This window comes from Mycobacteroides saopaulense (genome assembly GCF_001456355.1).
Lineage (GTDB): Bacteria > Actinomycetota > Actinomycetes > Mycobacteriales > Mycobacteriaceae > Mycobacterium > Mycobacterium saopaulense.
The window spans coordinates 249,175-266,484 of record NZ_CP010271.1; the positions used below are offsets into that span (position 1 = coordinate 249,175).

13 protein-coding genes are annotated in these 17,310 nt (G+C 65.2%); 12 read left to right on the top strand and 1 reads right to left on the bottom strand.

What is annotated here, in order from left to right; all coding sequences use genetic code 11:
• The first annotated feature begins 43 nt into the window (after positions 1–43).
• From MYCSP_RS01265 to MYCSP_RS01295, 7 genes are all read left to right on the top strand, one after another.
• Positions 44–1,018, top strand: a complete 975-nt coding sequence (locus MYCSP_RS01265) for an NADPH:quinone reductase (protein ID WP_088415351.1) — start codon at positions 44–46, stop codon at positions 1,016–1,018.
• 124 nt (positions 1,019–1,142) lie between these two features.
• Complete coding sequence (locus MYCSP_RS01270; RefSeq protein ID WP_083015239.1) at positions 1,143–1,691, top strand: SRPBCC family protein; 549 nt, start codon at positions 1,143–1,145, stop codon at positions 1,689–1,691.
• Positions 1,688–3,253 (top strand): AMP-binding protein, encoded by a 1,566-nt coding sequence (locus MYCSP_RS01275; RefSeq protein WP_083015236.1) that lies wholly within the window; start codon positions 1,688–1,690, stop codon positions 3,251–3,253. The genes MYCSP_RS01270 and MYCSP_RS01275 overlap by 4 nt, the downstream gene beginning before the upstream one ends.
• Positions 3,253–4,458, top strand: a complete 1,206-nt coding sequence (locus MYCSP_RS01280; protein WP_083015232.1) for an FAD-dependent monooxygenase — start codon at positions 3,253–3,255, stop codon at positions 4,456–4,458. Before MYCSP_RS01275 ends, MYCSP_RS01280 begins: the two co-directional genes overlap by 1 nt.
• Positions 4,459–6,387: an FAD/NAD(P)-binding protein gene (locus MYCSP_RS01285; RefSeq protein ID WP_083015228.1), complete on the top strand. Its 1,929-nt coding sequence runs from the start codon at positions 4,459–4,461 to the stop codon at positions 6,385–6,387.
• On the top strand, positions 6,384–7,766 hold the full coding sequence (locus tag MYCSP_RS01290) for a lyase family protein (protein WP_083015225.1): 1,383 nt from the start codon (positions 6,384–6,386) through the stop codon (positions 7,764–7,766). Before MYCSP_RS01285 ends, MYCSP_RS01290 begins: the two co-directional genes overlap by 4 nt.
• A gap of 190 nt (positions 7,767–7,956) precedes the next feature.
• Positions 7,957–9,744 carry a helix-turn-helix domain-containing protein gene (locus tag MYCSP_RS01295; protein ID WP_070912242.1) on the top strand — a complete coding sequence of 596 codons (1,788 nt, stop codon included), beginning with the start codon at positions 7,957–7,959 and terminating at the stop codon, positions 9,742–9,744.
• Here MYCSP_RS01295 and MYCSP_RS01300 read toward each other — a convergent pair.
• Positions 9,640–10,926, bottom strand: a complete 1,287-nt coding sequence (locus MYCSP_RS01300; RefSeq protein WP_070912243.1) for an IS701 family transposase — start codon at positions 10,924–10,926, stop codon at positions 9,640–9,642. The two genes, MYCSP_RS01295 and MYCSP_RS01300, sit on opposite strands and share 105 nt — an antisense overlap.
• 313 nt (positions 10,927–11,239) lie before the next feature.
• Here MYCSP_RS01300 and MYCSP_RS01305 point away from each other — a divergent pair, with 313 nt between their 5' ends.
• Genes MYCSP_RS01305 through MYCSP_RS01325 form a run of 5 tightly spaced genes read left to right on the top strand, consistent with a single transcriptional unit; the run spans position 11,240 to position 17,307 of the window.
• The gene (locus tag MYCSP_RS01305) at positions 11,240–12,865 is read left to right on the top strand and encodes a carboxylesterase family protein (protein WP_088415353.1); all 1,626 of its coding nucleotides are present in this window, start codon (positions 11,240–11,242) and stop codon (positions 12,863–12,865) included.
• Positions 12,866–12,881: 16 nt separating this feature from the next.
• Entirely contained in the window at positions 12,882–14,063 is a 1,182-nt protein-coding gene (locus MYCSP_RS01310) for a 3-deoxy-7-phosphoheptulonate synthase (RefSeq protein WP_070912244.1), read from the top strand.
• Positions 14,057–14,815, top strand: coding sequence for an SDR family oxidoreductase (locus MYCSP_RS01315; RefSeq protein WP_070912245.1), 759 nt, complete (start codon positions 14,057–14,059; stop codon positions 14,813–14,815). Before MYCSP_RS01310 ends, MYCSP_RS01315 begins: the two co-directional genes overlap by 7 nt.
• Before the next feature lie 3 nt (positions 14,816–14,818).
• Positions 14,819–15,454 (top strand): isochorismatase family protein, encoded by a 636-nt coding sequence (locus MYCSP_RS01320; protein WP_088413043.1) that lies wholly within the window; start codon positions 14,819–14,821, stop codon positions 15,452–15,454.
• On the top strand, positions 15,451–17,307 hold the full coding sequence (locus MYCSP_RS01325; protein WP_070912247.1) for an anthranilate synthase family protein: 1,857 nt from the start codon (positions 15,451–15,453) through the stop codon (positions 17,305–17,307). The genes MYCSP_RS01320 and MYCSP_RS01325 overlap by 4 nt, the downstream gene beginning before the upstream one ends.
• Positions 17,308–17,310: the final 3 nt, after the last annotated feature.

The window sequence follows — 17,310 nt, forward strand, 5'->3', positions numbered from 1 at the left end:
CCGTCACGTTGTGAGGACCGCGGGCATGCCGCAAGATATGCGCATGCGCGCCGCCTACATCGAGCAGCGGGGTCCCGCCGAAAACATCCGGTACGGCACGCTTCCTGAACCTGTTGCCGCTGTGGGTGAGGTACTCGTTCGGGTCGAGGCGGTGGCGGTGAATCCGGTCGACACCTTCGTACGGTCGGGCTCCTATCCGACGGCAATCCCGTTGCCGTTCGTGGTGGGGCGCGACTTGGTCGGCACGGTGGTAGAGGGCGCCGCGGGATTTCGGGCCGGCGAGCGGGTATGGTGCACCAGCCTTGGGTACGACGGAAGGCAAGGTGCCACAGCCGAATTAGCTTCAGTTCCCGCTGAGCGGCTCTACGAGTTACCGGCGGATGTGGATCCGGTGGCTGCCGTCGCGGTGGCGCATCCGGCCTCTACCGCCTATCTGGCGACCGTCGAATACGGTGAAATCAAGGCGGGCGAAACGGTGCTGATCGTCGGCGCGGCCGGAAATGTGGGCTCGGCCGCCGTCTCACTGACGGCGCGTTCCGGCGCAGCGGTCATTGCGGTGGCCTCGGGCCGGAGCCTGGACAGGTGCCTGCAATTGGGCGCCTCCGAGGTGTACGACTACACCTCGGACTGGGTTCCGATGGTGAGCAAGGCGCATCAGGGCGCAGTAGACGTCTACCTGGATACCTCGGGCCTCAACGACATCGCTGCGGCGGTGGATCTACTTGCACCGCACGGTCGGATCGTCCTCGTGTCGGGAGACGGAACCCCGGAAACCCAGCGACCGGTTCCGCTGGGTCCGCTGTACCGCAAGAGCGGGTCTATCCGAGGGTTCGTCATGTCCAGGGCATCCACCCGCCAGCTCGCCGATGCGGCCCAGCGCGCCGCCGTGCTGCTCACCAGTGGCGAGCTGGCGCCGAAAGCCATTGATTTGATGCAATTTTCGGAGACGGCGCGGGCGCATCGACGCATCGAGAACGAAGTCATGGGCGGTACCCGCCTCGTGCTTCTCCCCGCCTGATTCCTCGCCGCAACCAGGCGTTTGCCGTCTGCGGCAGGCCGACTTGACGGACCCGAAAACCAACTTGACGGACCTTTCGCGGATACGTCGCTGCCGGCCGAGCGCCGGTGCCAGCCTTTGATGCGTGAGCCTCTTCGAAATCGAAACCAGCGCCTTCTGCAACACATCCCCCGACGAGCTGTACGCCTTGGTCAGCGATCTCCCCGAAAGCGGACGCTGGAGCCCTGAATGCATTGGTGGACAGTGGATATCCGGTGAGCCCGGCCAGGTGGGTGCTCGCTTCCGCGGTAACAACAATCGCGCGACCGATGTTGTCGCCTGGGCGCCGGTGGTGCGCGGCGGCTGGCAGACGGAGAGTGAAATTGTGGCCGCCAATGCGCCGGAACAGTTCAGCTGGTCGATCCTGAACCGTTCCGGTGAATTACAGGAGAGCGTCTGGAGCTACTTCGTCGACCCGGCCGAGGGCGGATCGATCCTGAGGCACCACTACCGGATGGGCCAGCCCACCGAGGGCATCACCGAGATCATGTCCCACCTCGATGAGGAGGGTAAGCAGCGTTTCGTCCGCGAATGGGGCGACAAGCTCCGCACCGACATGCAGGCCACCGTCGACGCGATCGCGCGCATCACCGAGGAAGCCCGCGCTGGCCGGAAGGCTGGCGTACCCCAATGATTCTGCAGCGCATCGGAAACCGCGGCATCAAGCTGGGCACGCTCTTCGAGCGTGCGGCGCGAAAGCACCCGTCGAATACCCTGACCCTGGATCACCGGCCCTCGCTGGCTCCGCAGTTGGAGGGCACGTCTTCCATCGCCGACGTGGCCGACGCCGTCGATGACATCTCGCGCCGGCTTCGCGCCGCCGGTGTTGCACCGGGTGAGAAGCTGGTGATCCACAAGTCCGACGGTTTCGACATCACCCTGGCGGCCTGCGCCGCCGCACGCGTGGGTGCGGTGCCGGTGTTGTTGTCCCCCAAGCTTGACGGCGCGACAGTGGCCACGCTCATCGGTCGCGTGGGCAACCCGACCCTGCTGACCGATGCGGCAAAGCTGGACGGCGAATTGGCCGGTGAGCCTATCGCCGAGCTGACCTCCCGCATCCTGCTCGCCGAGGGTGAGCACCCGCAGGCCGTGACGCTGTCCGGGTTGACTCCCGCCGCTGCGGCTCCTGCCGTGGTACCGAGCCCACATGATCCGGCGTTGATCACTCACACCTCGGGTACCACCGGTGTGCCCAAGCTTGCGGTGCACACCAACTTCACCTTCGAGGCACGGTATCGTCCACAGGCCGCTGTCGCCGCACTGGTGCGTCGCCGGGAACCCATTGTCATCCATGTGTCCTTCGTGCACTCACGCTTGGTGACCGCGCTGGCCATCGCGATCCTGCGGGGGTTCCCCGTGGTGGTCCTTGTCGACGACGAACCCGAGCACGCCGCGGAGATCTTCCTGCGTGTGAAGCCGGGAATCCTTGAGGCTCACCCGAACACGTTCATCAACTGGGAGGTGCTCGCCGAAGACCCCCGCCGGCCCCTGGCCTCCGTCAAATACTTCAGCAGCACCTTCGACGCCATCCACCCGCGCACCGTACGCACTCTGCTCGCGGCCTCGGGGCGGCGGCGGCCGCTCTTCGGACAGTTGTACGGTCAGAGCGAGGTCGGTCCTATCGTCGCCCGCGGCTTCAGCCGACTTCGGTCCGCGGATTCCGATGGGCGTTGCGTCGGTTACCCGTTCCTCGGGATGACCGATGTGCGGATCGTGTCCCGGAACGGGCAACCGCCGTCGTCGGAGAATCCCGGGTACATCGAGGTGCGCACCGACGGCAGGATCCGCACTTACCTGGGCGAACAGGAGCGCTACGACAAGCAACTCGATGACGGCTGGTGGCGGATGGGAGATGTCGGCTACCGCACCCGGTGGGGCTGCATTCACCTCCTCGACCGAGAGGTCGACCTCATCGACGGCTTTGGCAGCACCCTGGCCGCCGAGGATCGGCTGTTCCTGGCGGTGGACGAGCTCACCGAGGTGATCATCGTCGCCGGCCCGGGCGGCCTGGCCCAGCCGGTCGTGTGCACGAAAAACGATGTGCCACTGAATCTGAACGCCTGGGATGCGGCTGCAGCTCAGCTGCCGCCGATGGCCCCGCCGCTGCAGCTGCGTCTCGATGAGCTCCCGCAGACGGCTACCACCAAGATCAAGAGACTGGAGCTGTCGGCGCGGATCGGGGCGGGGGCCATCTGATGTCGCGGCTCATTGTCGTTGGCGGCGGCATCGGTGGGCTTGCCGTGGCGTTGAGCGCGGCCTCCTCCGGCAACGACGTGGTCGTGTTGGAACGAGCACGCGAGTTCGCCGAGATCGGAGCCGGTATACAACTCGCGCCCAACGGATTACATGCTCTGGATCTGCTGGGAGTGGGCGACGAGGTTGCCGGTATCGGAGTGCGGGTGGACTCGTTGCGGCTCTTCGACGCCACTGTCGACCGCCTGATCAACACCATGAGTCTGGGCGTGGACTATCAGCATCGATTCGACAGCCCGTACCTGGTGGTGCACCGCGCCGAGTTGCATCGCATCCTGGTCGACGCGTGCACCGCGGATGGCCGCATCGAGCTCCTCAGCCGCAGTGAGGTATTCGGATACCGACAAGATGGTGCCGGAGTGCGGGCTCTGCTTGCCGATGGCACCAGTGTCGAGGGCGATGGCCTCATCGGCGCCGACGGCATCAATTCGGCGATCCGGCGCACCCTGCTCGACGACGGAGAACCGCGGGTCGCGGGGATCACCGTGTATCGCACCACCGTGCCGATCGAGCAGGTCGAGGAGAGCCTGCGGTCCAACTCGGTCACCTGGTGGACCGGGCCCGGATGCCATTTGGTGACGTACCCCATCGCCGGCGGTTCACTGCTGAACCTGGCTGCCAGCCGCACCGATGGTGCTGCACAGGCCTTCTCGGGGGTGTCGGTGAGCGAGGCCCGAGTGCTAGGTGAGCTGTCCCCGCTGCGGGGGACCGCACGCAGGCTACTTGAGCTGGGTCGGGACTGGAGGTCCTGGGCATTGGTGGATCGTGACCCGGTGCGGCAGTGGTCGGACGGTCGCGTGGTCCTGTTGGGCGATGCGGCCCACCCCATGCTGCATTACGCGGCGCAGGGTGCCAGCCAGGCGCTCGAAGATGCCGTCGTGCTCGGCGGGATCATCGGCGCCGATCCCGACCGCATCCCCGTCCGGTTCGCCCGGTTTGTCGAGGCGCGGCGTGACCGCACGGGCGATGTGACCTTGGCAGCCCGGGACAGCATCGGCATCTGGCATGCCGCGGGTGGCGCGGCCACGGTACGCAACGAGAAGCTGGGCGCCATGCGCGATGCGGACCTGCATGAGGCGTTGGCCTGGATGCACGGCGACACCGATTTCGGGTTGGCCGCGGTCACGACGGCGGCGGGGGTGCGCTAGATGTCCGATCACCAGATTTGCATCATCGGAGCGGGCCCCCGCGGTCTGGCGGTACTGGAGCGGCTGTGCGCCAATGAACGCCACGCTCCCAGCGCGGATCGGATCGTCGTGCACGTCGTCGACCCCTACTCCCCGGGCGCGGGATCGGTGTGGCGCACCGACCAGTCCTGGCATTTGTTGATGAATACGGTGGCCTCTCAGATCACCGTGTTCACCGACGACAGCGTGGCCATCGAGGGCCCCATCGAGCCGGGCCCGACACTCTACGAATGGGCACAAAGCCTTGCCCTGCTGGGCGATCCCTCGCGCAGCGGAGAGAAGGCGATTGCCGAGGCGCGCACGCTGCGGTCCAATTCCTACCCCACCCGCGCGCTGTATGGGCATTACCTCAGCGATAGTTTCGCGCGCGTGGTCGGCTGGGCACCCGAGCACATGTCGGTTCGGGTGCACCGTTCCCGCGCGGTGGCGCTGGCCGACACCCACGGTGATATCGATGGCCCGCAAGGGGTTCGGTTGGAGAACGGGACTCGCCTGCACGATCTCAAGGCCGTGATCCTCGCGGTGGGGCATGTGCCCGCGGGTCTGCGTCCCGGTGAGGCTCGTGCGGCCTCGTTGGCACGTATCCACGGATTGACCTACGTCACGCCCGCGAACCCCGCTGATATCGATCTGTCGGCGATCAAAGCGGGTGAGCCCGTGGCCGTTCGAGGGCTGGGACTGAACTTCTTCGATTACATGGCCCTGTTGACCGTGGGGCGAGGCGGACGATTCGTGCGAGAAGGCGAGCGCCTGGTCTACCAGCCTTCTGGCCAGGAGCCCGTCCTGTACGCCAGCTCGCGGCGTGGCATCCCGTATCACGCGCGCGGGGAGAACCAGAAGGGATCATCGGGGCGCTACTTCCCCCGGCTGCTCACCGTGGAGCGGATTGCGCAGTTGCGTGAGGATCTCGGCGGCCTTCTGCAGTTTCGGCGGGACCTCTGGCCGCTCATCGCGCGTGAGGTCGAATGTGTCTATTACGAAGGACATCTGACTCAGCGCGGACTGCCGGAGCAGGCATTCGCCGAACGGTACCTTCATGCGCCGGAGCGCGACCTGGAGGCGCTCTTGGCGGAATTCGATCTGCTCGACATCGCCTGGAAATGGGACGATCTGGACCGCCCGTGGGGTGAGCGTGAATTCACCGGACCCGAGGACTTCACCGCGTGGATTCTCGAACACCTGCGTGCCGATGTGGTGATGGCGCGGGAGGGCAATGTCGACGGGCCGGTGAAGGCGGCACTGGATGTCTTGCGGGACCTGCGCAACGAAATCCGGCTGGCGGTGGATCACGGGGGTTTGGACGGCAAGTCATACCGCGACGAGCTGGAGAGTTGGTACACACCGCTCAACGCCTTTCTGTCCATCGGCCCCCCGGCCCAACGGATCGAGGAGATCATCGCGCTGGTCGAGGCGGGGGTCATGCATCTGGTGGGACCGCGGATGCAGGTGCGTTTCGACACCCACGACCCTGCCGTGGTCATCGAGTCGCCACTCGTTCCGGGATCGGCGGTCCGAACACGCAGCCTCATCGAGGCACGACTGCACGAACCAGATCTGCGCCGCAGCAGTGACCCGCTGCTGATCTTCTTGCAGGAGACGGGGCAATGCCGCCCCTACGAGATCCCCACGGATGACCACAAGGCTTACCAGACAAGGGGATTGGCCGTCACTGAGCGTCCGTACCGGTTGATCGGTGCTGATGGGCGCGTACATCCGCGCCGGTTCGCCTATGGCGTTCCCACCGAATCGGTGCACTGGGTGACCGCGGCGGGAATCAGACCGGGGGTGGATTCGGTCACGCTGGGCGACGCCGACGCCATCGCCAGGGCCGCGTTGGCGAGCGCGCCAAGCCCGGCAGCGGATGTGGGTGATCACGGGGTGCTGGTGTGAGCGGTTTCCTGGAGACCGGACTGCTCTCACCGGTCAGTGCCGGCACCGTTGCCGAGGGTGAATTGACCGATGCGGCCTGGCTGCAGGCGATGCTCGATGCCGAGGTCGCGCTGGCTGCCGCGCAGGCGGATATCGGTGTGCTGCCCAGGGATGCGGCCGATGTCATCGCCAAGGCGGCGGCCGCGCACGATATCGACGCCCGCACGGTGGCCTTGTCGGCGCGCGAGACGGCCAACCCCGTCGTCGGCCTGATCAAGGAACTGACCCGGGTGGTGGGTGAGATCGATCCGCGTGCGGCCGAATACGTGCACCGCGGGTCGACCAGCCAGGACATTCTCGATACCGGGGCGATGATTCTGGCCAAGAGGGTGTTGGAGCTCGTCGCCACGGATCTGGGTTATGTGGGTGAGGCGCTGGCGGATCTGGCCGCCGAGCACTGCGGGACGGTCATGGCGGCGCGCACGCTGGCGGTGCAGGCGGTTCCGACGACTTTCGGGCTCAAGGCATCCGGCTGGCGAGAACTCGTCCTCGATGCACGAGCTCGCGTGCTCGCGGTTGCCGATGCACTGCCGGTATCGCTCGGCGGTGCTGCGGGCACCCTTGCCGGCTATCTCGAATACGCAGGACCGGAGGGTGCCGATCCCGGCGCATTCGTCGAGAAGCTGAACGCGGCCTTCGCACGGAGGACGGGGCTGGCCGAGTCGGGGCTGCCCTGGCATGCGCTGCGTGCCCCGATAGCCGATATCGGCAGCACCACGGCCTTCGTCGCGGGAGCTCTCGGCAAGTTCGCAGTCGACGTACTGACGTTGAGCCGCACCGAGATTGCCGAGTTGGCCGAACCCGCGCCACCGGGCCGGGGTATTTCCTCGGCTATGCCGCACAAGCGAAATCCGGTGTTGGCGACCATGATTCGATCGGCTGCGTTGCAGGTTCCGGCCCTGAGCGTCATCCTGACGCAATCCTTGCTCAGCGAGGACGAACGCTCGGCCGGTGGCTGGCATGCCGAATGGTTGGCGTTGCGGGAGTGTCTGCGGCTCACCGGCGGTGCAGCCCAAACCGCCGTCGACCTGAGCCGCGGGCTGCAGGTGCGTCCGGAGCGTATGTCGGACAACCTTGCTCTGCTCGGCGGACAGCCGTCGGCCGAGCGGCTCTCGGCGGCCCTCACCCCGCGGTTGGGCAAGGGCCCGGCGAAGTCCGTCGTCTCCGCAGTCGTCGATCATGCCGTCACAGCCGGTCTGAGCCTGCGTGACGCGAGTGCCGCCCACCCGGAGATCGCCGCATGCCTCAGCCGGGCCGAAATCGACGAGCTGTTGAATCCTAAGACCTATGTAGGAGCTGCCGGTCAGCTTGTTGAGGCCGCAATCACCCGCCTGATCTAGAAGCCACCTGGGGAAACTTTCCCTCATATCGATTCTTTGCGAACTGTTCGCGCGCGAGAATCTTGACGCGCCGGTACCCCACATTTACCGTTGCCACGCACACACGGCAGACGGGTAGTTGATATTGGCTGAGATACAGGTCGGCGGAGCGCGCGAAGGGGCTGCCAGTGCGGGCCACTCAGCGCTATCTGTGCTGCGACTACTGGCATCGGGAACAGCACCCGATGTCTTCGAGGCCAGGCTCAAAGAGATCGCGCGCGAGTCCTCTCCACCCTGGAGCGCTGCGGATTTACACCGCGCCCGCGGATACGCCGAACGCATCTACGGACTTATCGAAACGCAGAACCAGCGTGAGGCCCGGCTCTCGAATCTCGTGGGTGTGGGCATCGAACTACTGGGGTGCCTCGACATCGACGAGGCGTCGAGCACTCTGGTCAAACGCGCGCGGATCATGCTCGACGCGGACTTCGCATTCATTTCCGTGCGGGATGAATCCGGCCCGGATGTGCGCCATCACGTCCGCTACGTCGACGGGCCGACCACCGCCATCAACCATGGCCTGTACTTCCCGATCGGTGACGACATCGGATTGGTGAGTCTGTACCGCCCCGGACACGGCCCGGTGTGGACCGCTGACTACCCGTCCGACACCAGGTTTACCCGAGCCAGCGACGGCGACGCGGCCATGCGATCCGAAGGCGTGCACAGCCTGATGACCATGCCGATGGAGCATGAGGGCAGGCACTTCGGAAACCTGTACGTCGGTTCACGCACGGTGCGCAGCTTTACCGCCGCCGAACGGTCTCTCTTTGCCAGCCTGTGTTCCTTCGCCAGCATCGCACTTTCTAGTGCCGACGAACTGTCAAGGCATTCAAGGCGAATCGCCGAACTTGAGCAGCGGATCGCACTGCGCACCCTGCTTCTGGACACCGGTTCCGGGCCGGCGGGGATGGACGGATTCGTCGTCACCGTCGGCGAGCAGCTGGGTGTGGCGGTGCGTGTGACGGGGCATGACGGAGCCGAGATCGCTTCCTACAAATGGGAACCCGACGCGCAGAGCATATTGTCGACCGCGCTCACGGTCGGTGACGACTATCACGGCGAGTTGTCCGTCGCCGGGCTGGGCGACGGACCGGTCTCGGTGTATCCGTTGCAAATTCAGGATCTTGCCACCACTGCGGCGGTGGTCATGTGCGGAGACAATCGGATGTCGCTGTCGGTGTCGCAGTTGCGCAATGACCTGCTGCATGACGTGCTGGATTACCGGCAGCGAGACAGTCGCCTCGTTCAGATCTATGCCCGCCGTTTGGCTTTGGATCTCAACCAGCCGCACATCGTGGTCATCGTCAGGCCGGAGCGCGGTGGACTGGACCGGGCGGCCCTGTGGTCCGCATCGTTCGCCTCGCGGGTGGGTGGGCTGCGCGCCACCCAGGACGAGGTGGTGGTTCTGCTCATTCCCGGTTCCGACCCGGGCAGGATCGCTCAGTCGGTGTGGAACGAAACGACTGCGCACCTGCGGATGCCAGTGACGGTTTCCTCGGCCGGACCGTCGGAGCGCATCGAGTCCATCGAGGAGACATACCAGGATGCGATGCGCTGCCTGGATGCGATGAGCGCGTTGGGTGCGCTCGGAACAGCGGCTGCCGCAAATGAATTGGGTTTCCTTGGGGTGCTGCTCTCACGCCATCAGGATGTGGAGGGTTTCGTCAGGTCGATGGTCGGTCCCGTCATCGATTACGACGAGGGCCGCGACACCGACCTGCTCCAGACGCTCGATGTGTACTTCACCGTCGGTGCCAGCCCCACGCGGGCCGCGAAGATCCTGCACACGCACCCCAACACCGTGGTGCGTCGCCTCGATCGGGTGAACGAGCTACTTGGTGACGGGTGGCAGGATGCCGAGCGGCTCCTGGACACGCAACTCGCCATCAAACTGTGGAAAGTGAGAGGTTCGCTGCTCACTCGCCAGACCGGGTGACACCAGGCACCCCACCGTCGCCGCGATGGACACCAGAGTGGCGTGACGATGCCAGCCGGTGAACGAGCGGCCCGCGAAGTCCTGCATGCCCATGCGGTTTGCCAGGTGCAGGTATCCCTGTTGCACGTGGTCGGCCAGCGCCACCTGGTGCGCCTGCGATGAGGTGGAGAACTCGGGGTCGTTGGTCAGCCAGAGCTCGGTGCGTGCACGCGGATGATCCAGGGGCGTCATGCCGACGAGGGTCAGCGGCGTCCGTGAACGTGCCGCCGAGGGATCGGCCAGCTGGACCTTCGCGATGCTGATCAGGTGACGCCGTCCCTGGTAAACGTACTGCTCGGTGCGCCGTGAGCCCTTGGTGGCCTGCACGATCTGCGCGGCGGGGAGTACGCGCCCCTGGTATCCGGCGAACGCCGGATCGACAACCTGAAGCTGCAGGTCGCTGGGAACACGGGTGGTCGCCACCTGGTGAGAGAGAGTTCCGAAGACCTGTGCCAGGTCGGCACCGTTGGCACCCAGCAGATCGAAGATCACCGGCGCTTTCGAGGGACGTGCCACCCGAACGAATTCCTGGAACGACGAGAGCGCGCATCCGCTCACCGATTCCAGCGGGTAGTCCTCGGGGATCGAGGTCTTGGACTTCTTGGTGGTCGACTCCAGCCAGGGCTGCGACAGATGCAGCCGCCAGCTCACCGGAACCGCGAAACCGTCGGCAGCGAGCCACACGCTGAGGGCCAGCTGGCCATTGACCGCGCGCCCGGCACGTGGGCAATAGCGCCGGTCCACCCCCACGGAGTGGACGCCCGCCTTGGGGATCAGCATGGGGGTCACCACCCACGCCGCCGCGTGGTACGCGCTGGTGAGATAGGACGTCAGATCCCGCCGCACGGCCCACCAATCCCAGGTGGAGCTGTTCACGAAGTGATGCAGGTTCTGCTCGCTCACCTCTCTGCCCATCGACTGGCCCATCGTGGCGGCCATGTTGCGTGCGGACTTGCGTCCGCGCACCTTCAGCAGGCCGGTGACGTAGTCCTCGCCCTTGGCACGCTGGTCGCAACGCGGCAACGATCGCAGCACTTCGGGGCATACGTGCGCGGCTACGGACGCCATGGCGTCGACCGAACTAACGCGGGAGCGCGTGTCAAACAGCTCGGTCGCGGCCTGAGTCTTGGTCGCAGAAGTCATGCTGAAGCACCTCGATGAGTTAGCGGATGTTCAATGTCGACCCAAGAATGGGCCAGATGCGGGCCGGGGACCAGGTATTGGCACCACACAAAGTGACGGACTATGCGGGTGCCCCGCTACACCAACACTGGTGGACTAATGCGAGATGACAGATCGATGAACAACCCTATGACCTGCGAATCATCGTTTGCAGTGTGACTGCGTAGGTGGCGCAATGGGGTGCCGGCGGGTTCAACTTGACGGATTGTCTCCGAACTGACGAATTGAATTCGCGATTGTTTGGTGCGCGATGCCGCATCCCGAAGATAGAGAGGTGATCACCCGGCGGGCGTTGCTAGGAACAACTTTTGCGTTGGCTGGTGCCGCGGCGCTGGCCGGTTGCGGCTCGCAGGCAGGTGCGGCTGACCCGCAAGTCTCCGTGACCGGAGGCGCGATCCGCGGGGCAGCCACCGGCAAGGTGCACGTGTTCCGCGGCATCCCCTATGCGCAGTCGCCGACGGGGCAGAACCGATTCAGGTCACCGCGTCCGGTGACGCCGTGGCGGGACACGTTGAACACCACGCGGTTTGGATCAGATTTCATTCAACCGGCAGGCGGTGACCCGGTACGCCAGGAAGACGCGCTGTACGCCAATGTCTGGACCCCTTCGGTCGACAGCTCAGCACTACTGCCCGTGATCGTCTACATCCACGGCGGTGGCTGGTCGCGGGGAGCGGGGAGTCTTCCGGTCTACGACGGAGCGGCACTTGCCGAGCGTGCCGGTGCCGTCGTCGTCAATTTCAACTACCGGTTGGGCGCCTTCGGCTTTTGCGGTCACCCTGCCCTCGAGGACCCCGAAACCGGGCTGCACACCAACTGGGGTTTGCAGGATCAAATCGCCCTTCTCCGTTGGGTTAGTGAGAATGCCAGGGCTTTTGGCGGTGACCCGGGCAACATCACGCTGGTCGGGACTTCGGCGGGTGGCGCCAGCACCTGGCAACTTTCTCTGCATCCGCAGACGCGGCCCCTGCTGCGCCGGATCATCAGCGTCAGCCAGGCGCACGTCTGGAGCCCATATCTGAGCCTGACCCCCGACGACGCCACGGCGACGTTCGATGCCTTGGCGGCCGCTCAGGGGGTGTCGGTGAAGAACCTGAAAGATGTGCCCGCGGATCGGATTCGTGATTGGTGGGTGGCGCAGTTCGCCCAACCCAGAGCGCAGCGTGTGGTCGAGAGCGGCCGCCAGTACCGGGGGCCGGTCCTGGATCCGGTGCTCCTTCCGACCTTCGACATCAACCAACCGCTGCCCGACATCCCCGCCATCTCCATCTACACCAGCACGGAGGGCTCGTTCTTCACCGGCCCCGGCGCGCCCGAACCGCAGTCGCCGCCCACCGATGCCGCCACACTGCACGCCGCCTTCCGTGACATCCTCGAGCAGGGCGTGCCGTCGATTCCGGAGTCGACGGTATCCGATGCCGTTGCGTTGTATAGAGATTCGGCGAAGCAGGATGGTCGTCCATCGGATCCGCTGTCACTCTGGACCGAACTGTGGGGCGACGCCCTGATCCGCCACGGCGTACTGGCCTTCACTCGTCGTGCGACGGTCGAGCATCGTGCGCCGCTGTATCTGATGGAATATGCCCACCCCGTACAGCCGCCGTACTTCGGGGTGCCCCACGAGTCGACATCGCCGTTCCTCTTCGGCACCTACGCGCACCCGTCCAATGTGGCCAAGTTCGGCGACGGGCCCAAGGAACGTGAAACCTCGGCCGCTTTTATGGATCTGGTGACCGAGTTCGCCCACGGCCGGCCACCGGCGAGTTCACGGCTTCCGCGATGGGACCCGGTGGGCAACGATCTGCGGCAGCTGGTGCTGCGCGACGGGGCCGGAACAATCACCACTCCCACCAAGACCACACAGCTGGGCGTTCTCGACGCAGTCCAGTGGGGCAAGTGAATCAGAAATCAATCGAATGGAGATCACGGGAATGACTGCGCCATCACTGCTGCTCGATACCGGACACGCTGTCCAACAGCCGGTCTGGGAGAATCGCGTGCACCTGGAACGCGTGCGCGCGGAACTCAGCGAGCTGCCCGCATTGGTCGGAGCCGACGAGATCAGGACGCTGCGCACGCTACTGAGCACCGTCGCCCAGGGGAGGGCCACCATCATCCAGGCGGGCGACTGCGCGGAGGACCCACAGGAGTCGACCGATGCTCACGTCGCCCGCAAGGTGGCGCTGCTGAACGTGCTCGCCGGCACCATGCGGATGAAGACCCACCGCCCGGTGCTGCGCGTCGGTCGCATCGGCGGGCAGTACGCCAAGCCGAGGTCCAAGCCCACCGAAACCATCGACGGTGTCGAACTGCCTTCTTTCCGAGGGCATCTCGTCAACGGACCGCAGCCGCACCCGGTGCATCGGCGTGCCAACCCAGACCGGATGCTGGCCGGATACTGGGCCGCGAATCGAGTGATGGGTCACCTGGGATGGCGCGTGCCGTCCTCGCTTTCGGTCATCGAACCGCCGGTGTGGACATCCCACGAGGCGCTCCTGCTCGACTACGAGGCGCCGCAGCTGCGTCGCGACGGTGAGAACCGCATGGTGCTCACTTCCACACACTGGCCGTGGATCGGGGACCGGACCCGGCATCTGGATGGCCCGCACGTCGAACTGTTCTCGCGTATTGCCAATCCGGTGGCATGCAAGGTGGGTCCGTCGATGACCGCGGAGGACCTGATCGCGCTCGCCGATAAGTTGGATCCGGAACACGAGAGCGGGCGGCTGACGCTGATCGCCAGGTTGGGTGCCTCCGCAGTGCGTGGCAAGCTCCCCGAACTGGTTGCAGCAGTCCGCGATTCCGGACACCCGGTGATCTGGATGTGCGACCCGCTGCACGGCAACACGGTGTCCACCGATTCGGGGTACAAGACGCGGCACGTCCAGACCGCCATCGACGAGGTACGCGGCTTCCGTGAGGTGCTGGACGAGGCCGGCGTGCACGCGGGCGGCCTGCATCTGGAGGCCACCCCGGACGACGTGATCGAATGCGTCTTCGATGTTTCGCAGAATCACGAAGTGGGCGAGCGGTATTCGACTCTTTGCGACCCGCGCCTCAACACCGCTCAGGCCGCCGAGGTGGTGTCGGCATGGTAGCGGTGGTCACCGGCGCGGGAGGCGGGGTGGGTTCTCGCGTGGTGACGACACTGGCCCGTCGCGACGAGCGGGTGGTCGCGGTGGACATCGACGAGGTCGCCATCAAGCAGTTGGTCGAGTACGCCGCCGATGAGGGGCTGGATGTCATCGGTCAGGTCCTCGACATTACCGACGACACCGCGGTCGCGGTGGGCGTGGCCGACATCGAGTCCCGTATCGGGCCCATCACCTCATTGGTCAACGGTGCCGGTGTGCTGAGAACAGGAGCGGCGGTGGACTTCTCCGACGCCGACTGGGCGTTGACCTTCGACGTCAATGTGCGTGCGCCCTTCGTGCTGAGCCGGGAAGCGGCACGGTACATGATTCCTCGGCGCGCGGGATCGATCGTGACGATTGCCTCCAATGCCGCGCTGGTGGCGCGCAAGGGCATGACGGCGTACTCCGCTTCGAAGGCGGCGGTCAATGCCTTCACCAAGAGCCTGGGATTGGAGCTCGCCGAGTACGGGATCCGTTGCAATGTGGTGGCTCCGGGATCCACGGACACCCCCATGCTGCGGGCCATGCTCGGTGATTCCTCCGATGCCGGCCTGGTCGCCGGAAGCCTCGGCGACTACAAGCCCGGAATTCCACTGGGGCGTGTCGCCCAACCGCACCACATCGCCGACGCTGTGGCTTTTCTGCTCTCCGACCAAGCTGCCCACATCACCATGCAGACGCTGGTGGTCGATGGCGGCGCGACGCTAGGAGTTTGACCGATGACCACCGTCACACCCGGTATCCCGATCATCGCCGAGTACGATCTGCCGACCGCCGACCTGCTGCCTGCCAACACGGCGACCTGGCAGATCGATCCCGATCGTGCGGTGCTGCTCATACACGATATGCAGCGTTATTTCCTTGCCCCGTTGCCAGTTTCGTTACGTGCCGAATTGGTGAGCAACGCGGCGGCCATTCGCGGTCGAAGCGTGGAGGCGGGCATCCCCGTGGCCTACACCGCCCAACCCGGCAGCATGACTCAGGAGCAGCGTGGCCTACTCAAGGACTTCTGGGGGCCGGGGATGCGCGTCGATGAGGAACATCGTCAGATAGTCGACCCCATCGCGCCCGAGCCGGGGGACTGGGTCTTCACAAAGTGGCGGTACAGCGCCTTCCATCGTTCGGCGCTGCTGGAACGCATGCGTGCGGCAGGGCGGGATCAGCTGGTGATCTGCGGGGTCTACGCGCATGTCGGGGTGCTGATGACCGCGGTGGATGCGTTCACCAACGATATCGAGACCTTTCTGGTTGCCGATGCTATCGCCGATTTCGAAGACGAATCGCATTGGATGGCATTGGAATACGCCGCGCGGAGGTGCGCCGTGCTGACCGTCACGGATGAGGTGCTGACATGAGTGGGCTGCTTGGGCGCGTCCTGACCGGTGACGCCGGTCCATTCGCACTGTTGTACCGGCCGGAATCCGGCGTGCCGGAGACCGTCGACGTCTTCACCGGTGAGGTGACCTCTGTCGACCGGATTGCCGACCTGCCCTTGCGTGACAACCAGGTTGGGCATGATCTGCTTGCCCTGGTGCCCTATCGGCAGATCGCGGAGCGGGGATTTGTGGCTCCCGACGACGGCGCGCCGCTGCTGGCACTTGCGATCGAACAGCAGGAGCGTGCGCCGTTGTCCGAGGTGCTGGATCGTATCCCGGAAAATCCAGTGGTGGTCGGCCACAGCGACTTCGATATCGACGATGACGAGTACGCCCGGCTGGCCGCGGGGATCATCTCCGAGGAGATCGGCCAGGGAGCCGGCGCTAACTTCGTGCTCAAGCGCAACCTGCTGGTCCAGCTGCACGATTACTCGATTCACACCGCACTGACGCTCTTCCGCAGGCTGCTGGAACGTGAGAAGGGCGCGTACTGGACGTTCCTGGTGAGCACCGGAGAACAGGTCTTCATCGGCGCCACGCCCGAACGGCATATCAGCGTGCAGGATTCGTTGGCGGTGATGAACCCGATCAGTGGGACCTACCGATATGACGCCAACGGCCCGAGCCTGGATGCGGTGATGGAGTTTCTCGCCGACACCAAGGAATCCGATGAGCTGTACATGGTGGTGGACGAGGAGCTGAAGATGATGGCTCGCATTTGCCCCGACGGTGGTCAGGTGCACGGGCCATATCTGAAGGAGATGGCCCGTCTCGCGCATACCGAGTATTTGATTTCCGGTGTGACGGATCGAGATCCACGCGAGATTCTCGCTGAGACCATGTTCGCGCCCACCGTGACGGGAAGCCCGCTGGAGAACGCGTGCCGTGTCATCCAGCGGTATGAGCCCCAGGGCCGCAGGTACTACAGTGGAGTTGCGGCGCTGATCAGTACCGATACAGCCGGTGTGCGGCAACTGGATTCGGCGATCCTGATTCGTACCGCCGAGATCTCACCGGACGGAGCGCTGACCGCCGGTACCGGTGCGACCATCGTCCGCCACTCCAATCCCGTCAGCGAGGCCGCCGAAACACGCAGTAAGGCAGCGGGGTTGCTGTCCGTATTGACAACCCGACGTGAGCTACGCAGTCATCCCCGGGTGACGGAAGCCTTGGCCAGCCGCAATACCGGCATCGGAACCTTCTGGTTGGGGCACGAGTCAGGTGAGCGCGCGGCGAATCTGGCGGGACGTACCGCGCTGGTGGTCGACGCGGAGGACACGTTCACGTCGATGATCGGACTTCAGCTGCGGGCATTGGGGCTGCGCGTGGATATTCGCCGGTTTGACGAGGACATCGATCCCGGATCTCATGATTTCTTGATCCTGGGTCCGGGTCCTGGCGATCCCACGGCGATCGATGTACCGAAGATCGCGGCTCTTACCGCTTTGACGAAGAATGCTCTCACCCAACGTGTTCCGTTCCTGTCGATCTGCCTGAGTCACCAGGTGCTGTGTCGGCAACTCGGTCTGCCGATCCGGCGCAGGGAGCAGCCGAATCAGGGTGTTCAGCGGCCGATCGACCTGTTCGGCACCGAACGGCACGTGGGGTTCTACAACACCTTCGCCGCGGTGACCGGTGGCGAGTGGGTGGACACTCCGGCAGGACGGATACAGATCAGTTCCGACGCCGTGACGGGCGAGGTGCATGCGTTGCGCGCGAAGCGGTTTGCTTCGATACAGTTCCATGCCGAGTCCATCCTCACCAGAGACGGGGTAGGGATCTTCGGCGAGCTCTTGACGCCTCTGGCCACGGGGGTGCCGGTACTAGCATGACCG